Origin of the sequence: Serratia sp. L9, assembly GCF_050632285.1 — a bacterium.
Taxonomy (GTDB): Bacteria; Pseudomonadota; Gammaproteobacteria; order Enterobacterales; family Enterobacteriaceae; genus Chania.
The window spans coordinates 3,290,311-3,306,483 of sequence record NZ_CP192591.1 but is presented as its reverse complement, the minus strand read 5'-3'; the positions used below and the strand labels follow the sequence as shown (position 1 = coordinate 3,306,483).

Genomic DNA, 16,173 nt, shown 5'->3' with positions numbered 1-16,173 from the left:
TTTCCGAACCCGGTAACCAGGGCGGCGACGCTATGAATAACTCACAAAATAATAGTTCGGTAAGCAGTGATGGCAGCAAGCTATGGATAGAAGCACTGCCGGAAGGAAACCTCTACAAAATTACGCCCATGGCCTTGGTGAAGCACGCTTGTACTTGTCAGGTTGATTTTAGCGTCACCCATCGTGGGGCCGCAGGGCAAAGTACGTCGCGCCAGCTTAACACTCTGGATCTGCTCCCAGATACCGCGCACTCCCTGGGATTGGTGAAACTTTCGATTAACGCGGATGACTGGACCCAGGTAGTCATTACACTGACAGACGGTGATAAATTGCACCTGGAAAAACAGTTTACGCTCCCAGCTAAAGCCTAACTTCAGGGCTCTAACCATAAATCGCGATCCTCTCTACGCAACGCAAACTTGCCTGTCAGCCAGAAACACAAAGAGCCCGCTTAGGTGCCTAAGCGGGCTCTTTTATCCTTTATCTAGCTTGTCTGTCGTGAAATGCTTAAAGCACGCTGACCGTGCCGTTTTTACCATCAACCCGCACCCGCATGCCGTTCTTCAGACGCGTCATCACACCCTTCACGCTCATTACGGCAGGCAATTGCAGTTCACGGGCTGTCACAGCACCATGAGATAACGGCCCTCCACTCTCGGTGATTACCCCGCTGGCACGATAAAACAGCGTAGTCCAGGCTGGGTTTGTCGTTCTCGCCACCAGAATGGCTCCTTTGGGGAATTGTGCAAAATCATCCGGGTTGTGGATCAGGAACACTTCACCTTCAATGGTTCCGGGGCTACCTGCCAGGCCTTTCAACTCATTGCCAGTCGGCGTGTCCTCAGCGCTGGCAAGTTCCCCATAATTCCACACTGGGCTCTGCTTCTTGGCCTGTTCCCAGCCCACCTTATTGTCTCGCACCACCTGTGCCAGATTTGCAAAATCATCCTGGTGAATTGCATCATTAATCACGTTAAACGGGGCAAAGTAGATGTCGCTCGCTTCCGCCAATACTCCACGCATCACTAACCTTTCACCGATCTCTTTGATCCCTTTGCGGAATGGCAACGTCAGGCGCGTAGTCTGGTAATGCTCCAGATCGTCCAGATAGGTGTAAACGCGAGCCAGGCGGATCACTTCCTCAATAAAGTAACGCATCCCTTCCGGTGCCTGGCTCAAATACTGGTGCTGGGCCGCCGAGGCTGCCAGCTTGGCGTTCAGCGCCTGCCCGGCCAAGTCTTCATCGCCAAGTTCAACCAGCATATTAAGCTGATCCAGCACAATATGAGGGGCCTCCAGCCAGGTCGGATAATAGGCGTCAAAATCCAGTTCACGGTGACCGTGGCGCTGTAAAAACTGCGCCAGCCGTGCCTCAAATGCCGGATAGGCCTGAAGCTTGCCAACCAATTCTCTGGAAGGTAACTGCTCGAACTCCTGCAGCAAAGCCGCGTCACGGCGGATTTGGCGGGAAAGCTCCCACAGTTCTGCATTCACCTGCCCGGTTTTGGTATCGGATACCGAAAGCAGCAGATCGAACATTGATTTCGCCTCCGCCGGAGCCATCGACATGTTCAGGATCTGGTAGAGCACGGCATACAAGGTGCGTTGGGTCAGCGAGATGGCGATATTGGGCAAGAAGTAGCGTTTACCGGCATCCCGCACGTTGAGTACATATTGCCAGCACTCATCGAGCCGATAGGCCGAAAGATCTTCACGCAGCAGCGCGCCAATCTCTAACAGGTAAGTATCCAGATCGCGCATCCAGCGGATAGGCAGTTCCTGCACCCAGGCATAGCGCCTGGCCAGTTCAGGCAACGCCTCCTGCAGTTGCTCAATAGAACTGATGCCCCCAGGCATGCCGCCCGCATAAAGCTCAACCGCATTTTGGTTGCCATAAATATAGAAGTCTTTGATGGCAAACCACTTGCCGCCAAAGTGCGGTAATCCCATCAGTTCAAACGAAAAGTTCAACGATTCGTGGAACCCTTCCTCCGCCAGATCCCAGGTAAGCGGCGTGACCGCATTAGGGAAGCGTTCCGCGGACTCATCACGCGTCCAGCGCTCCGGCACATAGGTTACCGGTCGTGACTGCAGCAGATAGCACTCGCCACCAGAAAATGCCCACTCGATATCCTGGGGGAAGCCAAAGAATGTCTGCGCCTGCCGGGCCAGCCTGGCCACCGTCTGGCACTGGGCATCGGTCAGCGAGGGTTGCCCCATCTGCTCGGCAGATAGCGGGATGGCTTGAATCCCTTGCGTATCCTTGAGGATAATTTCACGCTTCTGACCGATATTGCGCTCCACCACCGCGAAGTCCGGTAGCGCGACACGGAATTCATCGATTTCCTGCTCGCCCCCCACCACCGATTCACCCAGACCAAAGCAAGCGTTAATCAGCACCCGGTCAAGATCGCCCTGCACGGGATCGATGGAGAACGCTACGCCAGCGCTGTCTGCCACCGTCATCTCCACCATCTGCTGAACCACCACCGCCATGGATGCATCCAGGTGGGCAAGATTGAGGCGATTGCGATAACACATCGCATGCTCGTTCCACAACGAAGCATAGCAATCCCTCAGTGCTGCGAGTATTTCTACTGAACCGCGCATGTTCAAAAAGGTGTCATGCTGCCCGGCAAAAGCGGCCCCTGGCAGATCCTCGAAAGTCGAGGACGAACGTACGGCAACCGCCCAATGATCGGCTCCCAGCGCCTGTAAACGTTCAGTAACTGATTGCGACAGGAAATCGCCAATCGGCTGAGTGCGGATCATCTGCTGGATGTGCAGACTCTGCTGCGCAACATCGGCATTCTCCTGCAATATAGCGGCAATTTGCGCTGCCAGAGGAGCAATGAACTGACGATATGCTTCGCCAGTGACAATAAAACCTGGTGGCACCGGCAACCCACCCGCGGTGAGGCGTGCCAGGCTGGCCCCTTTGCCGCCGCTCAGTTGAAGTTCTGTGGCACTGACATCAGAAAACATCAGCGTAAAGTCTTTTGCTGCATGCATATGCTATATCCTTAGCGTGGCATCATGACGAAAATAACCGCAGTAACGCAACCATCCCAGCACCGCACAGGCAAGCAACGCCCCTGCAATAAGATCAATGCCATAGTGGTAGCGCAAATAGAGCGTGGCCAAAACCAGCCCGGCAACAACCGGGAGCATAAGTAAACTGGTCCCTATATGTCGTTGCAAGAGCAGATAGCCGAGAATATACAGGCTGATGCCGCAGTGCAGGCTGGGGAATACGTCCATGCCGGTCCCCCCTGAGCCACCAACCGGACCAGAAAAGCGGTGATCGCACCACCTGCTGGCGGGTAGGAAAACAAGTCAGGAAACTGCAGGTAAGGGCCAGCGGCAGGGACCAGCAAATAGCCGGTAAAGCCAAACAGGTACATCAGCATCAGGCCATAAAAGAAGCCACGGCTGGCCAGGCTGTTGCGTTTGCAGGCATAAACGATCACCGGCAGCAATATGATCAGGTAAAAGGCCAGATAACACAGGCTCATGACTTCCGAAAGCCAGGCATTCTCCAGTACACGGACGCGCTCAGTGGCACTAATGCCACCAAACAGGTGGCGATCCAGCGCCAGAAGTTCGCGATCAAAAGATCGCGGGCTCGCCAGGTGGATGGCTTTGAACAGCGTAAATACCAGCCAACTGCTGGCAAACTGGATCACCCCCAGCCAGCTTTTCCAACGTTGTGTCTGGGCGCAGGTGGCTCGCCACAACAGCAACACCGAAAGCAGGCTCAGCACGCCAGGGGCGATAAACTGCCGATCCTGCAGTTTGATAGCAGCAAGGATCCCAGAGGCTGCTATCAGGATGATCAATCCAAGGTAGCAGCGATGGCTGAATTTCCCTCCACGCTCTGCTGTCCCGATTCTGAAATCGTCGATCACGCTATTGCTCCTGCAAATTTACCACGCCGCCGCCATCCCAACACCGCAATGCCATAAAGCAGCAGCAACCAGGGGCAGAAAATCGCTGATATCACCAGACAAGGGATCCACAGCAGTGCCATGGCAAAACCGCTGGCAAGGCGTAAGAACGTGGTGGTGTTACGCCCATCAGCACGGCGTCCCCCCACCAACCACAGAGCCACACCGGCAACAGCGTGAGGATAAACAGCCGCCACGTCAGGTGATCCCACAGGGTGATGGCTGGCGGAGCCTCAGCCTGCGGGGCGGCAATATCCGGTTCGCTTAGCCGCTGTTGCTCCGCCTGTTTAAATGCTCGTGCATAGGAATCCGCCACACCACAATGGCTTCGGGCCTGCTGTTCCACCCGAGCCAGCATCGGTTCATCACGGCAGTTAACCGAAACGCTGTCCAATGCCTGGCTCAGGCATTGCTGAATATTCTGTTCCCATTGTGCAGCGTTGGTATCACCCTGCTCCGGCAAAACCACAGGTCCATCGACCAGTAACTCCACCGCCGAACCAAAACGATCAGGAGCCTGATAAAAACATCCTGCGACCACCACCTGAAAGCGACATTGCTCCTGTAACAAGCGCCGGATGATTTTTGCCGCGCCGGGATGATAAGGTTGCGGGCCAGGCCCCCATTCGCTGGTGCCTTCAGGGAAGACAACCACGCTGCCACCCTGCTTGAGATGGGCGATCGCATGCAGGATCGGCCCCCTGCTGTAGCCATAACGCTCCCGATCCTTGTCACGAACCACCGGGATCCCCGCAAACATCAGGCGTAAGAAACGCGAGCGCAGCAGTTGCACCGCCGCCAGAAACTGCCCGCCAGGCAACAGTTGGTTAAATACCCAGCCGTCTGTCGCACCATTGCGGTGGCTGGCCAAAATTAACGTTGGGATTGCGCCATCAAAAGGGGCTACAGGCAGCCCATTCGGCGTTACAAATTTCAGGGAAGAGTAGTAGAACTGCACCAGTAAACGAGCAACATACCGATGCCAGTGCGAAAGCGCACGCCCTGGCGTAAAACGCAAATAACCAGGCGTCTGGTTGGAAGGTTCCTGCTCCATATCCCTATATTTCCTTCAGTAAACGCATAGCGCAGGGCTATCAGCCGCTATGTTCACTTCTGAATCGGCCGTTGCAGATTCAGCGCTCCATCTTGGTTGGGCTAAAATAACAAATCGTTTTTTCTTCAACAATCGATTGCCGGGTCTGGTGCAAATATCAGGAAGAGCACGGCCCTTCCTTTTGGCGGGATAACGAGCGGAGAAGTGCTTATTGAGCGGGCGCGGTTAACAACGCATAACGGTTCAGCAGTTGCGTCAGGCGGCTGTCAATCTGGGTTTGCAAGGCAGGAGATACCTTGCCATTACGTTGCTGCTCCTCCAGTTGGCGCAGTAACTCCTCCAGCGGTGGCGTGCGGTTCATCGGTTGCTGTATGGCAAACACTATCGATTTGAGCTCCGAAACCGTGATGTAGCGGCCACGCTGTGTGTCCAGCGCATTCAGTTTATCCGCTAACTGCTGCAGGCTGGTTTGCGCTAAATGCCAGTCTTGCATGGCTGATTTAGACAAAGCCCGTGACTCACGCTGCTGCTGCCACTGCTCTGCCAACTGCTTGACCTGCGGGCTGGCAGGCCATAAAGCCCCCAATTGCTGCACCAGCAGGTTGCCGTAGTTCAGCGCCCATAGCGCTGGCAAAGCGTCCAGCCGGAGCAATTGCTCCCCACTGGCTTGCACCACCGCGTCTTCCAGGCGGGCCAGCTCAGCCCGATGGTCTGCTTGCTGCATATTTGCCAACTGTGCTGGCTCCATCAACTGTGGCAAAGGTCGGTTCATCTCCTGCAACACCTGCTCGGTGCCCGATAGCCGAAAAGTGGTGATCCCCCACCAGGTCCCTGCCCCCACCAGCAGACTGATCGCCACGCCAGCCACAAAACCATGCCATGATTTCCAGCGTGCTGGCTCTTCCGCCACCCTTTCAGGCTCCGGTTCCGGTGCGGGTAATGGCGGCGGCAAAGGCGCTGGCTCTTTGATGATGTAAACCAAAGGCGAGGAGGAGGTGATCTCCTGCTGGAATGCCCCTTCAGGCTCCATCTGGATCTCGGTCACCCTGGGCGCTGTTGCCCCAGACTCGAGGCTTTCCAGCCGTAAAGCGGCATGATGCATCTGGTTACGCAGGCCATCCAGTTTGCTGAGGTGTTTCAGATCCAGGCGTTGCAGCACGTAACACAGATGCTCGAGAACTTTTTCAATACGGTAAATCAGTGCCAGATCGCCATACTGGAACTCTTGAGTACGCAGCACCTGTTGCAGGCGGGCGACCAGCCAGGCCAGAATTTCTACCCTGGCGTGTGTCTGCTGCGGCCAAAACAGCGGCCACTGATGAGTGAGCAGGCCATCGATCAATTGCAGCCCTTCATGGATCCCGACAAGCCCGGCACGCTGTGTCCGGGCCAGCGTAAACCACGCCGCCGTTTGCAGCTCGACACCATTTTGCCGAAACAGCGTCAGGCTCAGTTGCTCAACCTTGCTCCAGTTGACGTCCGGGCGCGCCGGGTGGCTCAGCTTGGCGATTTCCTCTTTCAGCATGGAAAACTCTGCCTGAGTGCGCGGATCGCCGCCGGTTTTGACGCTGTTACCTGATGATAGTGCGCTCATTCAGTTCCCCTACTCCATACGCTGTTGTTTTTTCAGATGCCGAACCAATACCCGCCCTTCCGGCACAAACACGGTGCCATAGCGCACCAGCCCAACCCCTTTCAGTTCGGCATCAATGGCGTAATCCAGATGCCCAGGCAGCGTTTCAGGCAGCAGAACGATCCTGATGCTTTTCAGCCGTGGCTCATATTTCAGTAACGTGTGTGAAAGCGTAGTCATCAGTGAATGCGCGGTGCCAGGCATACCCTGTAATATCCTGCTCATGTCCGGCAGGCCATAATCCGGCAGGTGGGCGAGCGTGCCCGCCCGGCAATTGAGAATGCGCTGCATATTATCCAGCACCGAGAGGATCACCTGATCCTCTTCGCTGACCTGATGCAGATCCAGCTCATCGGCAAAGTTGCCGGTGAGCATTTCATATAACGATGGGTTCATGCTGCGTTATCACTTCTTGAGGGGTTTCAGTACCAGAGCATTGTTGTTCAGCTCAATTTGTCTCGGTTGGTCCGGTTCCAGATCTTCACGTTTAAGCACCACCCGCCAGGTATTATTCACTTCATCGGGCGACCAGAACATTGCCGCCACCGCCACATATTGCGTGGCCTCCTCCATCGGCATATCCAGGCTTACCGAGCCTTCCGGGGTGATGCGGAGATCCCGTTCCACCAACAGGTCGGCCTTGATGGCCTGGCTATCGGCAGCAAACAGAGAGTGGTAATCCGTGGAGTCAAATGCCTGACGATCCTTGAGCTGATAAACACGCACTATCGTCGCCAAAGGCGCACCGCTCTGGTTGTTATTCATCGCGCTGCGGGCGGTAAAATCGAGGTGCAATACTTTTATCTGCTTATAAAAAATCGATTTGGCGGCAGAGACCGTGCCGTCTTTAACGGTTTGAGTCAGTCCACAACCTGCCAGCGCCCCCCAGCAACATGACCGGCAGAGCCTTCATCCAGAATGTGCCGTTCCACCGCTGGCGCGGGTTAAAATTGATAATTGCCATTAACGGCCTCACGTGAATGTGGATTGGCAGTGACGCCTTGATAACGTCCCAGGCTGACAGTAACGACCTCCGGGCTTTGTAACGAGCCGGATGCCTGGCCTCCCTTAAGTGCTGCGGTGCGCCCCAGTTGCACTGCCCCCTTGGAGGCACAACGCAATTGAGCTGCAGGCAGCAGCGCACGCGGAATAACCAGTTGCAGCCTGACGTGACAACGAGCGCCCAGATACACCTGCAGCAACGCCATCAAATCCGTGTGCAATGGCCCGCCGGGTAGCCAGCTTTTCGCCTCTTCTGCCGCCTCGGTGTATAAGGTCAGTAATACCTGGCTGTTCACATCGCAGGCCTGTGAGCCCAGCACCGGGCGCTTGTTCAGCGCGCGTGGCTCCCGGCTGCTCAAGGCTATCGGGCGCGCCAGCGCCACCTGCAGCCTATCGTGAGGGGTGACCTTCGCCTGGGTGTCAGCAGCCAGCAGCTTCACCAGAGCCACCATCCCTTCCGCCGTGCGCGTTGGCAGGCGCAGGGTGCCCAGTAAAGCCAGAAAACGCGAAACTGGCGTGCCGACATGCTCCGCTGTGCCCGGTATCCCCAGGCCAACCAGGCCCAGAAGACACTGCGAAGTTTCATCGGTGCCACCGGGTTGGAAGGTGGCCGGATAAGAGTACTTGCGCCAGATGCGGTAAAACTGGGTAGTCAGGCGGTGGTTGAAAATATCCAGAAAGTCGGTAACCGCCTCCGTACCTTCCCGGCGCTGGGTAATATCATCCAGATAGCTGGTTGGCAGTGGGGATTCCACCCCGTACAGGCCCAAGAACGTGGTGCGCACCGTCGGTGGTCTTTCAGGATGTTCAGGGTTAATCTCGACCGATTTTAACTCACTGACCGGAAACCCCATTCCTGGGTGTGGCCGGAACCTGACGGGTTCATGGGACAGTTGGCTGTTGCTGCCCAGACCAGGGGAGTTTGGCGTTGCCTGCTCCAGCAACTGACAAAATCGATAAAAATTCGTCTTGTAGAGTTGCGGAGCAAGCTGTTCGATCAGCCGGGTATCCGTTGGCTGTGATTTTCGTTCCATCGCAGGCATTTTCCTGAAGGCTGTAACAGTAAGGTCAATTGATTAAACAGATGAATATCGGCGTAAAGCGCAAAGAAGCGGTTAAGCATTTCACCAAAAAGGTTGATATCCCCTTCACCGCTGAAGCCGTCACGGTTCAGAGTGACTTCGATGTCGATCCCCCGCAGTAAAAAACCCTTCTCAAAGCGCTGGATCAGATGGTGCTTCACATCGACGATCGCTTCCAGCTTGCGGCGGGTCATCTCATCGTCGTGCCAGTCATACAACGCCAGAGTGCCACGCAGCACTTCAGGGCTTGCCATCATGCTGAGAAAGTTCGAGCCCAGATGGCTCAACACCCGCCAATGGAAACGGTCTTCCGCCGGAGGGTAACAAGGCATGGTCGGCGGGCACAGATTTTGTACTTTTAATGGTACTTGCAGCGATTGTTCGCAACGGTTCAACAGGGTGCTGCGCAGCGCTTTGCGCGGTAGCTGGCCGTTGGTACCGGTGATCTGCAATGAGATGGTTTCGCGAGTCAGACGGCGATCGTCCTCCCATGCCTGCCCGCCCAAAATCAACCAGGTATCATGCAGCCCGGAAACACCCCGCTTTACCCGGGTGTGGTAATAACGCTCCGGTGCCGTGTGGCGCAGCATCCCGCCACGGTGACGGAAACTGGTAAAAGGCACATAGACCGACTCCCCGGTACGCTGGGAACCGTTCACGCCGTCAACGGAATAGATCTCGGTGTGACCATCCTGCAGGCGCCGTGGCCGTAGCAAATATTCGCTTTCCAGGCCGCTGATAATCAGCGGGTCCGCCTCGACCTTAAACAGGTTGATCACCGGCACACAGTGCAGCCGGATATGCTGGGCAGAAACCGGTAATTCGCGATCCCAGAGCGTATCCAGCACCACATCCAGTTCAAACCAAGGGGTTTGCGCCGGGAAGCTGACCTGCTCGAGCCCGTTGAGGTGCACAAACATAAACTTTTCGCGGAAGGTGAAATACTCCAGCAACAGCTGGTAACCGCTAAATGCGCTGTCACCTTTCGGCCATAAGCGATCTTCTTCGGCAAAACCACCGGGCGAGAAATAACCCGCCAAAGGCTGGCGATCTTCCCTGTTACCGTTCTGGCCAGGGAAGCGCAGATACATTGAGGCTTTTTGTTTGGTCAGGGCCAAATGAAGCGCAGAACTGACTGGCGTATCCGCATTGAGATACAGACTTAAGCGGCTTAGATCCACCTGCTGCCAGTCGGCCAACTCACTGCATTGAAAACGTATACGGATCACTGAGCGCCCATCCGGCTCCGCCGCCAGGGTAACGTTGGCGATCGTGAGCGGATTCAGGGGCATAGCCTGGGTGGTGCGGTAACGGCAGACCGTCTGCTTCGGCCCTATCGGCTGGGAGATCACTTCAAACTCGGCGGGCACCGCTTCGCTCATTTTCATACCGCGAATATCCGGGGCCAGTTCGACTACCGCTAATGAGGGAATAGTACGCAGGTAATGGGGCCATAACAGGCTGACCAACCCTTCGGTAAACTCTGGCAGGTCGTCATCCAGCTTTTCCCTCAGCCGCCCCATGGAGAAGGCAAAACCTTCGAACAAGCGTTCGACGTAAGGATCCAACGCGCCGACCCGATCTAGGTTCAACGCTGCGGCACGATCGGGGTGCGCCAGGGCAAACTCCTGCGCCGCCTCCTTGAGGTAGCGCATTTCTGACTCATAATAACGCAGGGTTAAATCATCCATAACTGCCTCAAAATATTACCACTGGTATCAGGCTTACTCTGCGGACAGGCAAGCAAATGAAATTGGCGCATGCCGCCAACCTCAAAATTCATCGTTGTTAAATTAATGACACAGCACGGCGGCCCGTGCCGGGTCGATGGCTACCAGCCCGGCAAGCAACTGCTCCATCTGGCTGGCCAGCTCCGCCTTATCACTTTCGCCGCGCTGAGCCTTCATACGCAGCAGCTTCAAGCGCCGGGCTTTCACTTCAAACATCAGCGCCGGTTCCCACTGGCTAAGCGTGAAGGCCACATGAGGGGTATCCAGTTCGGCCAGCAGGTGCAATGCCATTTCGTTTTTGCCGCACTGTTCACTGATACGCGACATCATCAAACGCAGTAACCAGCGCTGGCGGGCGCTATCCACTCCCGGCCGCCCGGCCAGCCAGTTCAGCGCCGCATCCAGGCTTTCGCTGTCGGCAATCGCCAACGCCTCGGGCTCCAGGGCCAGGATATCGTTGCTGTCGCCAGGCACCTGGCCGATCGGTTCCGCGTGCCAGCTTTCCTGATTACCACTGACCTGTTGGTCAATCCAGGCCAGGGTCACTTCATCCGCAAAAGGGGTGCCATCATTGAATGCCTGTAACTCCAGACCGGGCAGGCGTTCCAGAAACATCCCCAAATCCCGTTTGATGATCTCGCCCCAAGCGGGGAAAGGATATGAAGATTTAGCCAGTGCCTGGCAGGCGTACCATTGTATATCCAGCCAGAAGTGGTTGGTGCCTTCGGCAAAATCGCGTTCTACCTGTTCCAGCAATAGGTTCCAGCTCTGTTGCAAATACAGGCGCTTGAGAGTGGCGCGCAGCTCGCTGCGTGGTGGTGCCAGCCGCGTTCTGCCACTGGCATCCTGCGGCGGTATCTGGTGGACAGCATCCCAGCGCAGGCTGCGCATTACGCGGGCTGCGCTCAGCCAGCCCTGGGGTTGTTCACGCAGATACTGCGTCAATAGCTTGGCCTGATCGAGCAAGTCTCGCCCGGAACGGATAGCGCCCAACGAAGGCATCGCAGCCAACGGCGCCTCCTTGGCGACAGCCTCTGAGCTTTCATTACTGGTAGTAAATAACGCACCAGACTGCGCCAAGCGAGTGTCCAGCATGCCCGTCAGCCCTTGCATATTGGGCCGGTAGACTTCTTCCCACCCGGCCAATGCCTGTTCCAGCAGGCACAGCACCGCCACCATCAATTTACCCGCGTGGTCATCCACCTCTGGGTACAGCGACAGGGTGGTCTGGATTTTCATGCCACACAGCCACTCGATGGCGGCCTGGCGTGAAGCTGGGCGTTGCGGGTAAAGCGCCTCCCCAAACTGCGTAATCAGCCCGGCCAACAGTGCCAGCCCCTCAACCAGCCCGGCCTCACCATCCTGCTGCAAACGCGCCCAGGTATAATAGGTGGCGACACGCACATCCTTGCCCACCTCCAGCAACAGCGCTTCGGCATTTTGGCAAATCAGCGCCGTATCTGCGCCGGAGATCTTGTTCACCTCTTCACGCATACGCTCAAAACGGTCGTCATAGCTCAGATCGCTGCCTACCGGGTTCCCGGCAGAAATGGGCAGCAGCCACTTATTCCACAGCGCCGTCTGCTGTACAGCACTCGCGATCGCCGCCTCTTTATCACCTGCAAAACAGGCGGTTACCAGGTTATCCAGCACACTCATTGGTCAGTTCCTTCAGGGGGCATTTCATTGGCCATTGCGCCGCTGCCGGTAAGGAATATTTGCTCTGGCAGGACAAATCCTTTCAGTTTCAATAACGCCATTGGCCCGTCCCCCAGCTCGGTTCTCAGGGTGTAGTTCAGTGACAGGCCATCGGGTGCATTCCAGCTCAGATCGTAACTGCTGCGGTTACCGGCATAGGGGGAAATACGCGCCTTATCCAGCAGGCGGATCAGCCCCCAGGGGCCGGAGATATCCGCATACAGCCGCGTCCCCGCCTTGGTGCTGATCCAACTCAGCATCGCCCCAGGAGCCGGAGTATCCCCCGGCCAGCTAAAGCGCTTCCAGGTAGGGAGCTGGTTGTAATAGGACAGTTTCTGGCTGTCGATGGTCAAGTCGGTCTGCATGACATCCTTCGCCGTGCCGGGGCGCAATTCGAAATACAGGTTGGCTTCGCCGTTGGTAAACACCACATCCGCCAAATGGCTTAAGGCGTTTACCGCCTTTAAGAACTCGGGGTTAAACACCAGCCCCTGGGCATTCACGGTATCCGGCACCCATTTGCTGCCCTCTTTATGCAAAATGCCCCCAGTCGGCTTTCCAGAAAGCGCTGAATGCGCCCGCTGTCTGATCGCAGATACTGCGACAACAGCGGCAAAGAAGCATCGCTGGAAACATTGCGGAAGGGATAGCGCCCACCAAATGCGCTGTTCCAGTCATCAACTATTGCTCCTTTCCACTGGGCATTGAGGCTGGAGGCGGTCGGGGTCAGCACCTGCTGCCAGGCCTGTTCCATCGGCTGTACAAACAGCGTTTGGCCAAAGCCGCTCCACTCTTGCCCCAGGCTGGCGGCAACCAGGCTGCCGTAATCGCGGGTGTCGGTCAGGTCTACCGCCTTGCCCTGAAATACGGTTTGCGCCAGAGCCTGCGTCATGCCTTGTGGATCGTTGGCATTAGTGACCTGCTGCAGCTTCAACCGCACGCGCGTTACCCGAGTCAGGAAGGTCTGCAGGCTGAGGTTGGTGCTGCCCTGCCCACCGGCCTTGCCATCCATCAGTGCCAATAATGGGCCAAAGGTATCGTCCAGAGGGCCTTTCGGCCCGGCGTTCTGATCGATAACCGGCTGATTGGCGGCATTGAACAGTTTCTTGGTCGACTTCACCAACGAATCTGACAAGGCTTCCGCGGTTTGCCCGGTTCTGCCCTGATAGTCAACGGTGTTCATCAACGCAATCAGCGGTGACTGGCGTACATCCGCCATGAGGGTCAGTTGGTCGATCGAGTCGGAAAGGCTAGTGGCAGTATTCCACTGGATGCTATTGAGGAAATTCAGCCAACTGCTGGCAAAATCGGTGAAATAGCGCTGCGTCAGGCGCGCTTTTAACGCCTCCGGCGTGACATCCGAAGCCGGGTTATGCTGGTTATCGCTCAGCACCCAGTCGATCTCTTCACGGCGTTGGTTTACTACTTTGTCGATGGCTTTTGAAACGTTCTCTTCCCATGCCCTACGGGTAAACATGCCCGGCACCACTTCATCGGTGGTGAACAACAGATTGGCATCGGTATCGCCCACGATTTGGCTGAGGTTCATATCCGCGTAGTTTTTGGCAACTTGCTGCAACATGTTCTGATAGAGCGTGGCCTCGCCATTGCGGACACCAAACTGGCGCAGCAGAATTTGGCGAACATCGCTTATCAATGCCTCATCAGCGGTGATTTTCCATTCGGGGTGAAGGGGCAGATTCTGGGTATAAAACCCCAGCAGAGCCGGTGACACCGATTGCCACACCCCTTGCGTGACGCCGTTGCGTGGCGGCCAATTAGCCTGCAGCGCCCGGTTTAAAAATACCGGATCGGCCTTTTCCGGCCGGGACATCATCAAATAGGCCTTCAGTTGGTCATAGGCCAATTTGCCCTGCTGAATGCGCTGCGGAGTTTCTGGCGGCATCGCCACCAATGCCGTCAACTGCTGATGCAGATGCCTGGCAACGTCGTCCCGTACCAGCAGGTTATTGCTGCTCTGGTAGAACGGCCACAGGGATTGCAGCAACAGCGTATTCTGGCTCAGCCCCAAGCGGCTATACCAAGGCGCACCCGCCTGCTCACGGTATTGCAGCTTGGCAATGATCTGTTGCAACCCCTGCTGGCTGCGCAACCGATCGGGCAATGGTTGTTTAGGATCGTTAGCCAACCGGGCGTGCTCTGAACCATCGTTGATCAGATTACGGTTGGCATTAAATGACACCAGCATGCCTGCCCCCAAAGCAACAGCAGCACGGCCAGACACCAGCGAGCGGCTTTTTGCCAAGGGAAACCGGTGCGTTTAGGCAATAGCGCCACCGGCAGGTGCAACACCGAATCCAGCACCGCAGACCAGCTGTTATCGCCCCCCAGCTGTGCGGGGTGGTACGTTGCGCGGCGGATAACGGCAGGCTGAACATCACACCGGCTACCGGCAGAGGTTGATACGGGCTAAGCAGCACCGCCAAGCTTGCCTTCAGCTTTTCTGCCCCACCACGCAACAGGTTGTCTGCCAAGCTGAGTAAAAAATCGTGGCGGGTATCCTGCAACACCTGCTGGGTGCCCAAAGCAATAAGCTGCGGCGACAAGGTGCTCAACTGCTCAGCCAGCGCTTCCGGCTGGCACTGCGGTGGCAACAGGCAGCCAACCGGCTGGGTAAGGCGGGAGGATTGATCCCACGGGCTGCTCTGCAATGCCCAGACGTACAACGGCACCTGCCAGCCCAGGGACTGATAGCGTTTAACCAACGCGCGAGCCAGCGTATCCATGGTGTCGGCTTCAGGCACAATCTGGGAAAACGCAGGTGCCGCTTGGCCTATTGGTGCTGAATGCGCGTATTGATCTGTTACCCACACCAGGCCATCCAACGGGCGGTGGCGTAGCTTGCGCAATGCTTTGAGCTGCGCTGGTTCAGGCTCGCCAGTAGCGGCGCCGCCCCAGAGCAACAGCGTGCCTTCGCCTTCCAGCCACTGCTGGGCGACCAAACCAGGGGCTATTGCATTCACCTGCTGCTCTTGGCCTACCAGCATCAGGATGCGGACTTTTCTTTTCCAGAACAGGCCGTAGCGGTGGCGGAGGTGATTTTTAAGCTCAGTAAATGTCTCGTCGCCCTTCATCAAGGTGGGTGCTACCGATTCAGGAGCCGTTCTACCGATTTTCTGCAACGCCCGGGAACGGGCCAACCTATCCCACGCATGCATGATAAAAGGCGATAACCACATCAGCACCAGCCAGACAATGCCAGCGCTGATGATCAGCATCGGCAAGGTGATCGGCGGTAAGTTCAACGTATCCTGCAAAAACCAGTACAGCCCACCAATGATTAACAGCAAGAGCGTCACGACTATCGAATACCATATTATCTGGCGAAATACAGATCCCTTGTTTTCACTGTTCTTTATCAATTGTTATTACTCCGATAATACTTTTTCTCTGTGCATCCTGAGCCAGCCAACCACAAGGTTGCTGGTTTTCTCTGCTCTGGAACACAGCGATAGACATGGCGACAAAGGGGGAAATACCCTGCAACTCACCCCAAAAGACTTCAAGAATGTGATCAAGAGTTGGCCATCCGCTCTGCTGCAACTCTTCCGCCACGCTTTTTTGCAGAGCAAGACAATGTTCAGGCATGTCCTTCATTGCTGCAGATTTCATGACGTGCTCTGCCAGCCGCACTGGGGTTTCATCCGCCTTGTCTTGCCTTTCTGGGCGACCAGAGATCACTTTCCCGGCATGCCCTGCAATCCAGGCAAATCCGGCCTCACCGACTACGCCACTCTTGTCTGATGGCGGGGAGCAATGTACTCCCGCACACAACAGACGCGCGTTTTGCTGCTGGGGGTAATGATGAAAGCGGTCGATCACCTGGTCCAGGTCATCAATATTCTCAATGGCGGAAAAGGTCATCGGCAGTTGCCAACCTTGCTCGACCAGATACTGACGGAACAATTGGCCGCTCTCTAACGCTCCAAACCAGTACATTTCAACCACGCCGGGCCATACCCGCGTCTCGGCTTGGATAACATCGATTAAGGTTCGCGCTAAATGG

13 protein-coding genes and 1 pseudogene are annotated in these 16,173 nt (G+C 56.2%); 1 reads left to right on the top strand and 13 read right to left on the bottom strand.

Annotation, left to right across the window (positions count from 1 at the left end):
* Positions 1 to 32 precede the first annotated feature (32 nt).
* The gene (gene csgC / locus ACQ86O_RS15545; protein WP_431221865.1) at positions 33 to 371 is read left to right on the top strand and encodes a curli assembly chaperone CsgC; all 339 of its coding nucleotides are present in this window, start codon (positions 33 to 35) and stop codon (positions 369 to 371) included.
* Positions 372 to 507: 136 nt separating this feature from the next.
* Here csgC and ACQ86O_RS15540 read toward each other — a convergent pair whose 3' ends face one another.
* The 13 genes and pseudogenes from ACQ86O_RS15540 to ACQ86O_RS15480 form a co-directional block, all read right to left on the bottom strand.
* A complete protein-coding gene (locus tag ACQ86O_RS15540) occupies positions 508 to 3,012 on the bottom strand; it encodes a PEP/pyruvate-binding domain-containing protein (RefSeq protein ID WP_431221864.1) in 2,505 nt (834 codons plus the stop codon).
* Positions 3,013 to 3,015: 3 nt separating this feature from the next.
* On the bottom strand, positions 3,016 to 3,261 hold the full coding sequence (locus ACQ86O_RS15535) for a phosphatase PAP2 family protein (RefSeq protein WP_431221863.1): 246 nt from the start codon (positions 3,259 to 3,261) through the stop codon (positions 3,016 to 3,018).
* Entirely contained in the window at positions 3,186 to 3,908 is a 723-nt protein-coding gene (locus ACQ86O_RS15530; RefSeq protein ID WP_431221862.1) for a phosphatase PAP2 family protein, read from the bottom strand. The genes ACQ86O_RS15535 and ACQ86O_RS15530 overlap by 76 nt, the downstream gene beginning before the upstream one ends.
* 91 nt (positions 3,909 to 3,999) lie before the next feature.
* Entirely contained in the window at positions 4,000 to 5,001 is a 1,002-nt protein-coding gene (locus tag ACQ86O_RS15525; RefSeq protein WP_431221861.1) for a 1-acyl-sn-glycerol-3-phosphate acyltransferase, read from the bottom strand.
* Positions 5,002 to 5,209: 208 nt separating this feature from the next.
* Positions 5,210 to 6,595 (bottom strand): VasL domain-containing protein, encoded by a 1,386-nt coding sequence (locus ACQ86O_RS15520; RefSeq protein WP_431221860.1) that lies wholly within the window; start codon positions 6,593 to 6,595, stop codon positions 5,210 to 5,212.
* Positions 6,596 to 6,604: 9 nt separating this feature from the next.
* The gene (gene tssE, locus ACQ86O_RS15515) at positions 6,605 to 7,030 is read right to left on the bottom strand and encodes a type VI secretion system baseplate subunit TssE (RefSeq protein ID WP_431221859.1); all 426 of its coding nucleotides are present in this window, start codon (positions 7,028 to 7,030) and stop codon (positions 6,605 to 6,607) included.
* Positions 7,031 to 7,039: 9 nt separating this feature from the next.
* Positions 7,040 to 7,513 (bottom strand): type VI secretion system lipoprotein TssJ, encoded by a 474-nt coding sequence (gene tssJ, locus ACQ86O_RS15510; protein ID WP_431225744.1) that lies wholly within the window; start codon positions 7,511 to 7,513, stop codon positions 7,040 to 7,042.
* A 65-nt stretch (positions 7,514 to 7,578) separates the two neighbouring features.
* Entirely contained in the window at positions 7,579 to 8,670 is a 1,092-nt protein-coding gene (gene tssG, locus ACQ86O_RS15505; protein ID WP_431221858.1) for a type VI secretion system baseplate subunit TssG, read from the bottom strand.
* Positions 8,634 to 10,409 (bottom strand): type VI secretion system baseplate subunit TssF, encoded by a 1,776-nt coding sequence (gene tssF, locus ACQ86O_RS15500; protein ID WP_431221857.1) that lies wholly within the window; start codon positions 10,407 to 10,409, stop codon positions 8,634 to 8,636. Before tssF ends, tssG begins: the two co-directional genes overlap by 37 nt.
* Positions 10,410 to 10,511: 102 nt before the next feature.
* Complete coding sequence (gene tssA, locus ACQ86O_RS15495; RefSeq protein WP_431221856.1) at positions 10,512 to 12,107, bottom strand: type VI secretion system protein TssA; 1,596 nt, start codon at positions 12,105 to 12,107, stop codon at positions 10,512 to 10,514.
* Positions 12,104 to 14,307: pseudogene (locus tag ACQ86O_RS15490) on the bottom strand (ImcF-related family protein); the annotation flags it as partial. The pseudogene ACQ86O_RS15490 and the gene tssA, both read right to left, overlap by 4 nt.
* Positions 14,308 to 14,338: 31 nt before the next feature.
* Complete coding sequence (locus tag ACQ86O_RS15485; RefSeq protein WP_431221855.1) at positions 14,339 to 15,466, bottom strand: hypothetical protein; 1,128 nt, start codon at positions 15,464 to 15,466, stop codon at positions 14,339 to 14,341.
* A 46-nt stretch (positions 15,467 to 15,512) separates the two neighbouring features.
* Positions 15,513 to 16,106 carry a hypothetical protein gene (locus ACQ86O_RS15480; RefSeq protein ID WP_431221854.1) on the bottom strand — a complete coding sequence of 198 codons (594 nt, stop codon included), beginning with the start codon at positions 16,104 to 16,106 and terminating at the stop codon, positions 15,513 to 15,515.
* Positions 16,107 to 16,173 lie beyond the last annotated feature (67 nt).

Bases quoted from the DNA above. Each gene is read 5' to 3' on its own strand.
- ACQ86O_RS15535 (WP_431221863.1), bottom strand. From the start codon at position 3,261: ATGGACGTATTCCCCAGCCTGCACTGCGGCATCAGCCTGTATATTCTC.
- tssG (WP_431221858.1), bottom strand. From the start codon at position 8,670: ATGGAACGAAAATCACAGCCAACGGATACCCGGCTGATCGAACAGCTT.
- tssE (WP_431221859.1), bottom strand. From the start codon at position 7,030: ATGAACCCATCGTTATATGAAATGCTCACCGGCAACTTTGCCGATGAG.
- tssA (WP_431221856.1), bottom strand. From the start codon at position 12,107: ATGAGTGTGCTGGATAACCTGGTAACCGCCTGTTTTGCAGGTGATAAA.
- ACQ86O_RS15520 (WP_431221860.1), bottom strand. From the start codon at position 6,595: ATGAGCGCACTATCATCAGGTAACAGCGTCAAAACCGGCGGCGATCCG.
- tssF (WP_431221857.1), bottom strand. From the start codon at position 10,409: ATGGATGATTTAACCCTGCGTTATTATGAGTCAGAAATGCGCTACCTC.
- ACQ86O_RS15525 (WP_431221861.1), bottom strand. From the start codon at position 5,001: ATGGAGCAGGAACCTTCCAACCAGACGCCTGGTTATTTGCGTTTTACG.
- ACQ86O_RS15480 (WP_431221854.1), bottom strand. From the start codon at position 16,106: ATGTACTGGTTTGGAGCGTTAGAGAGCGGCCAATTGTTCCGTCAGTAT.
- csgC (WP_431221865.1), top strand. From the start codon at position 33: ATGAATAACTCACAAAATAATAGTTCGGTAAGCAGTGATGGCAGCAAG.
- ACQ86O_RS15540 (WP_431221864.1), bottom strand. From the start codon at position 3,012: ATGCATGCAGCAAAAGACTTTACGCTGATGTTTTCTGATGTCAGTGCC.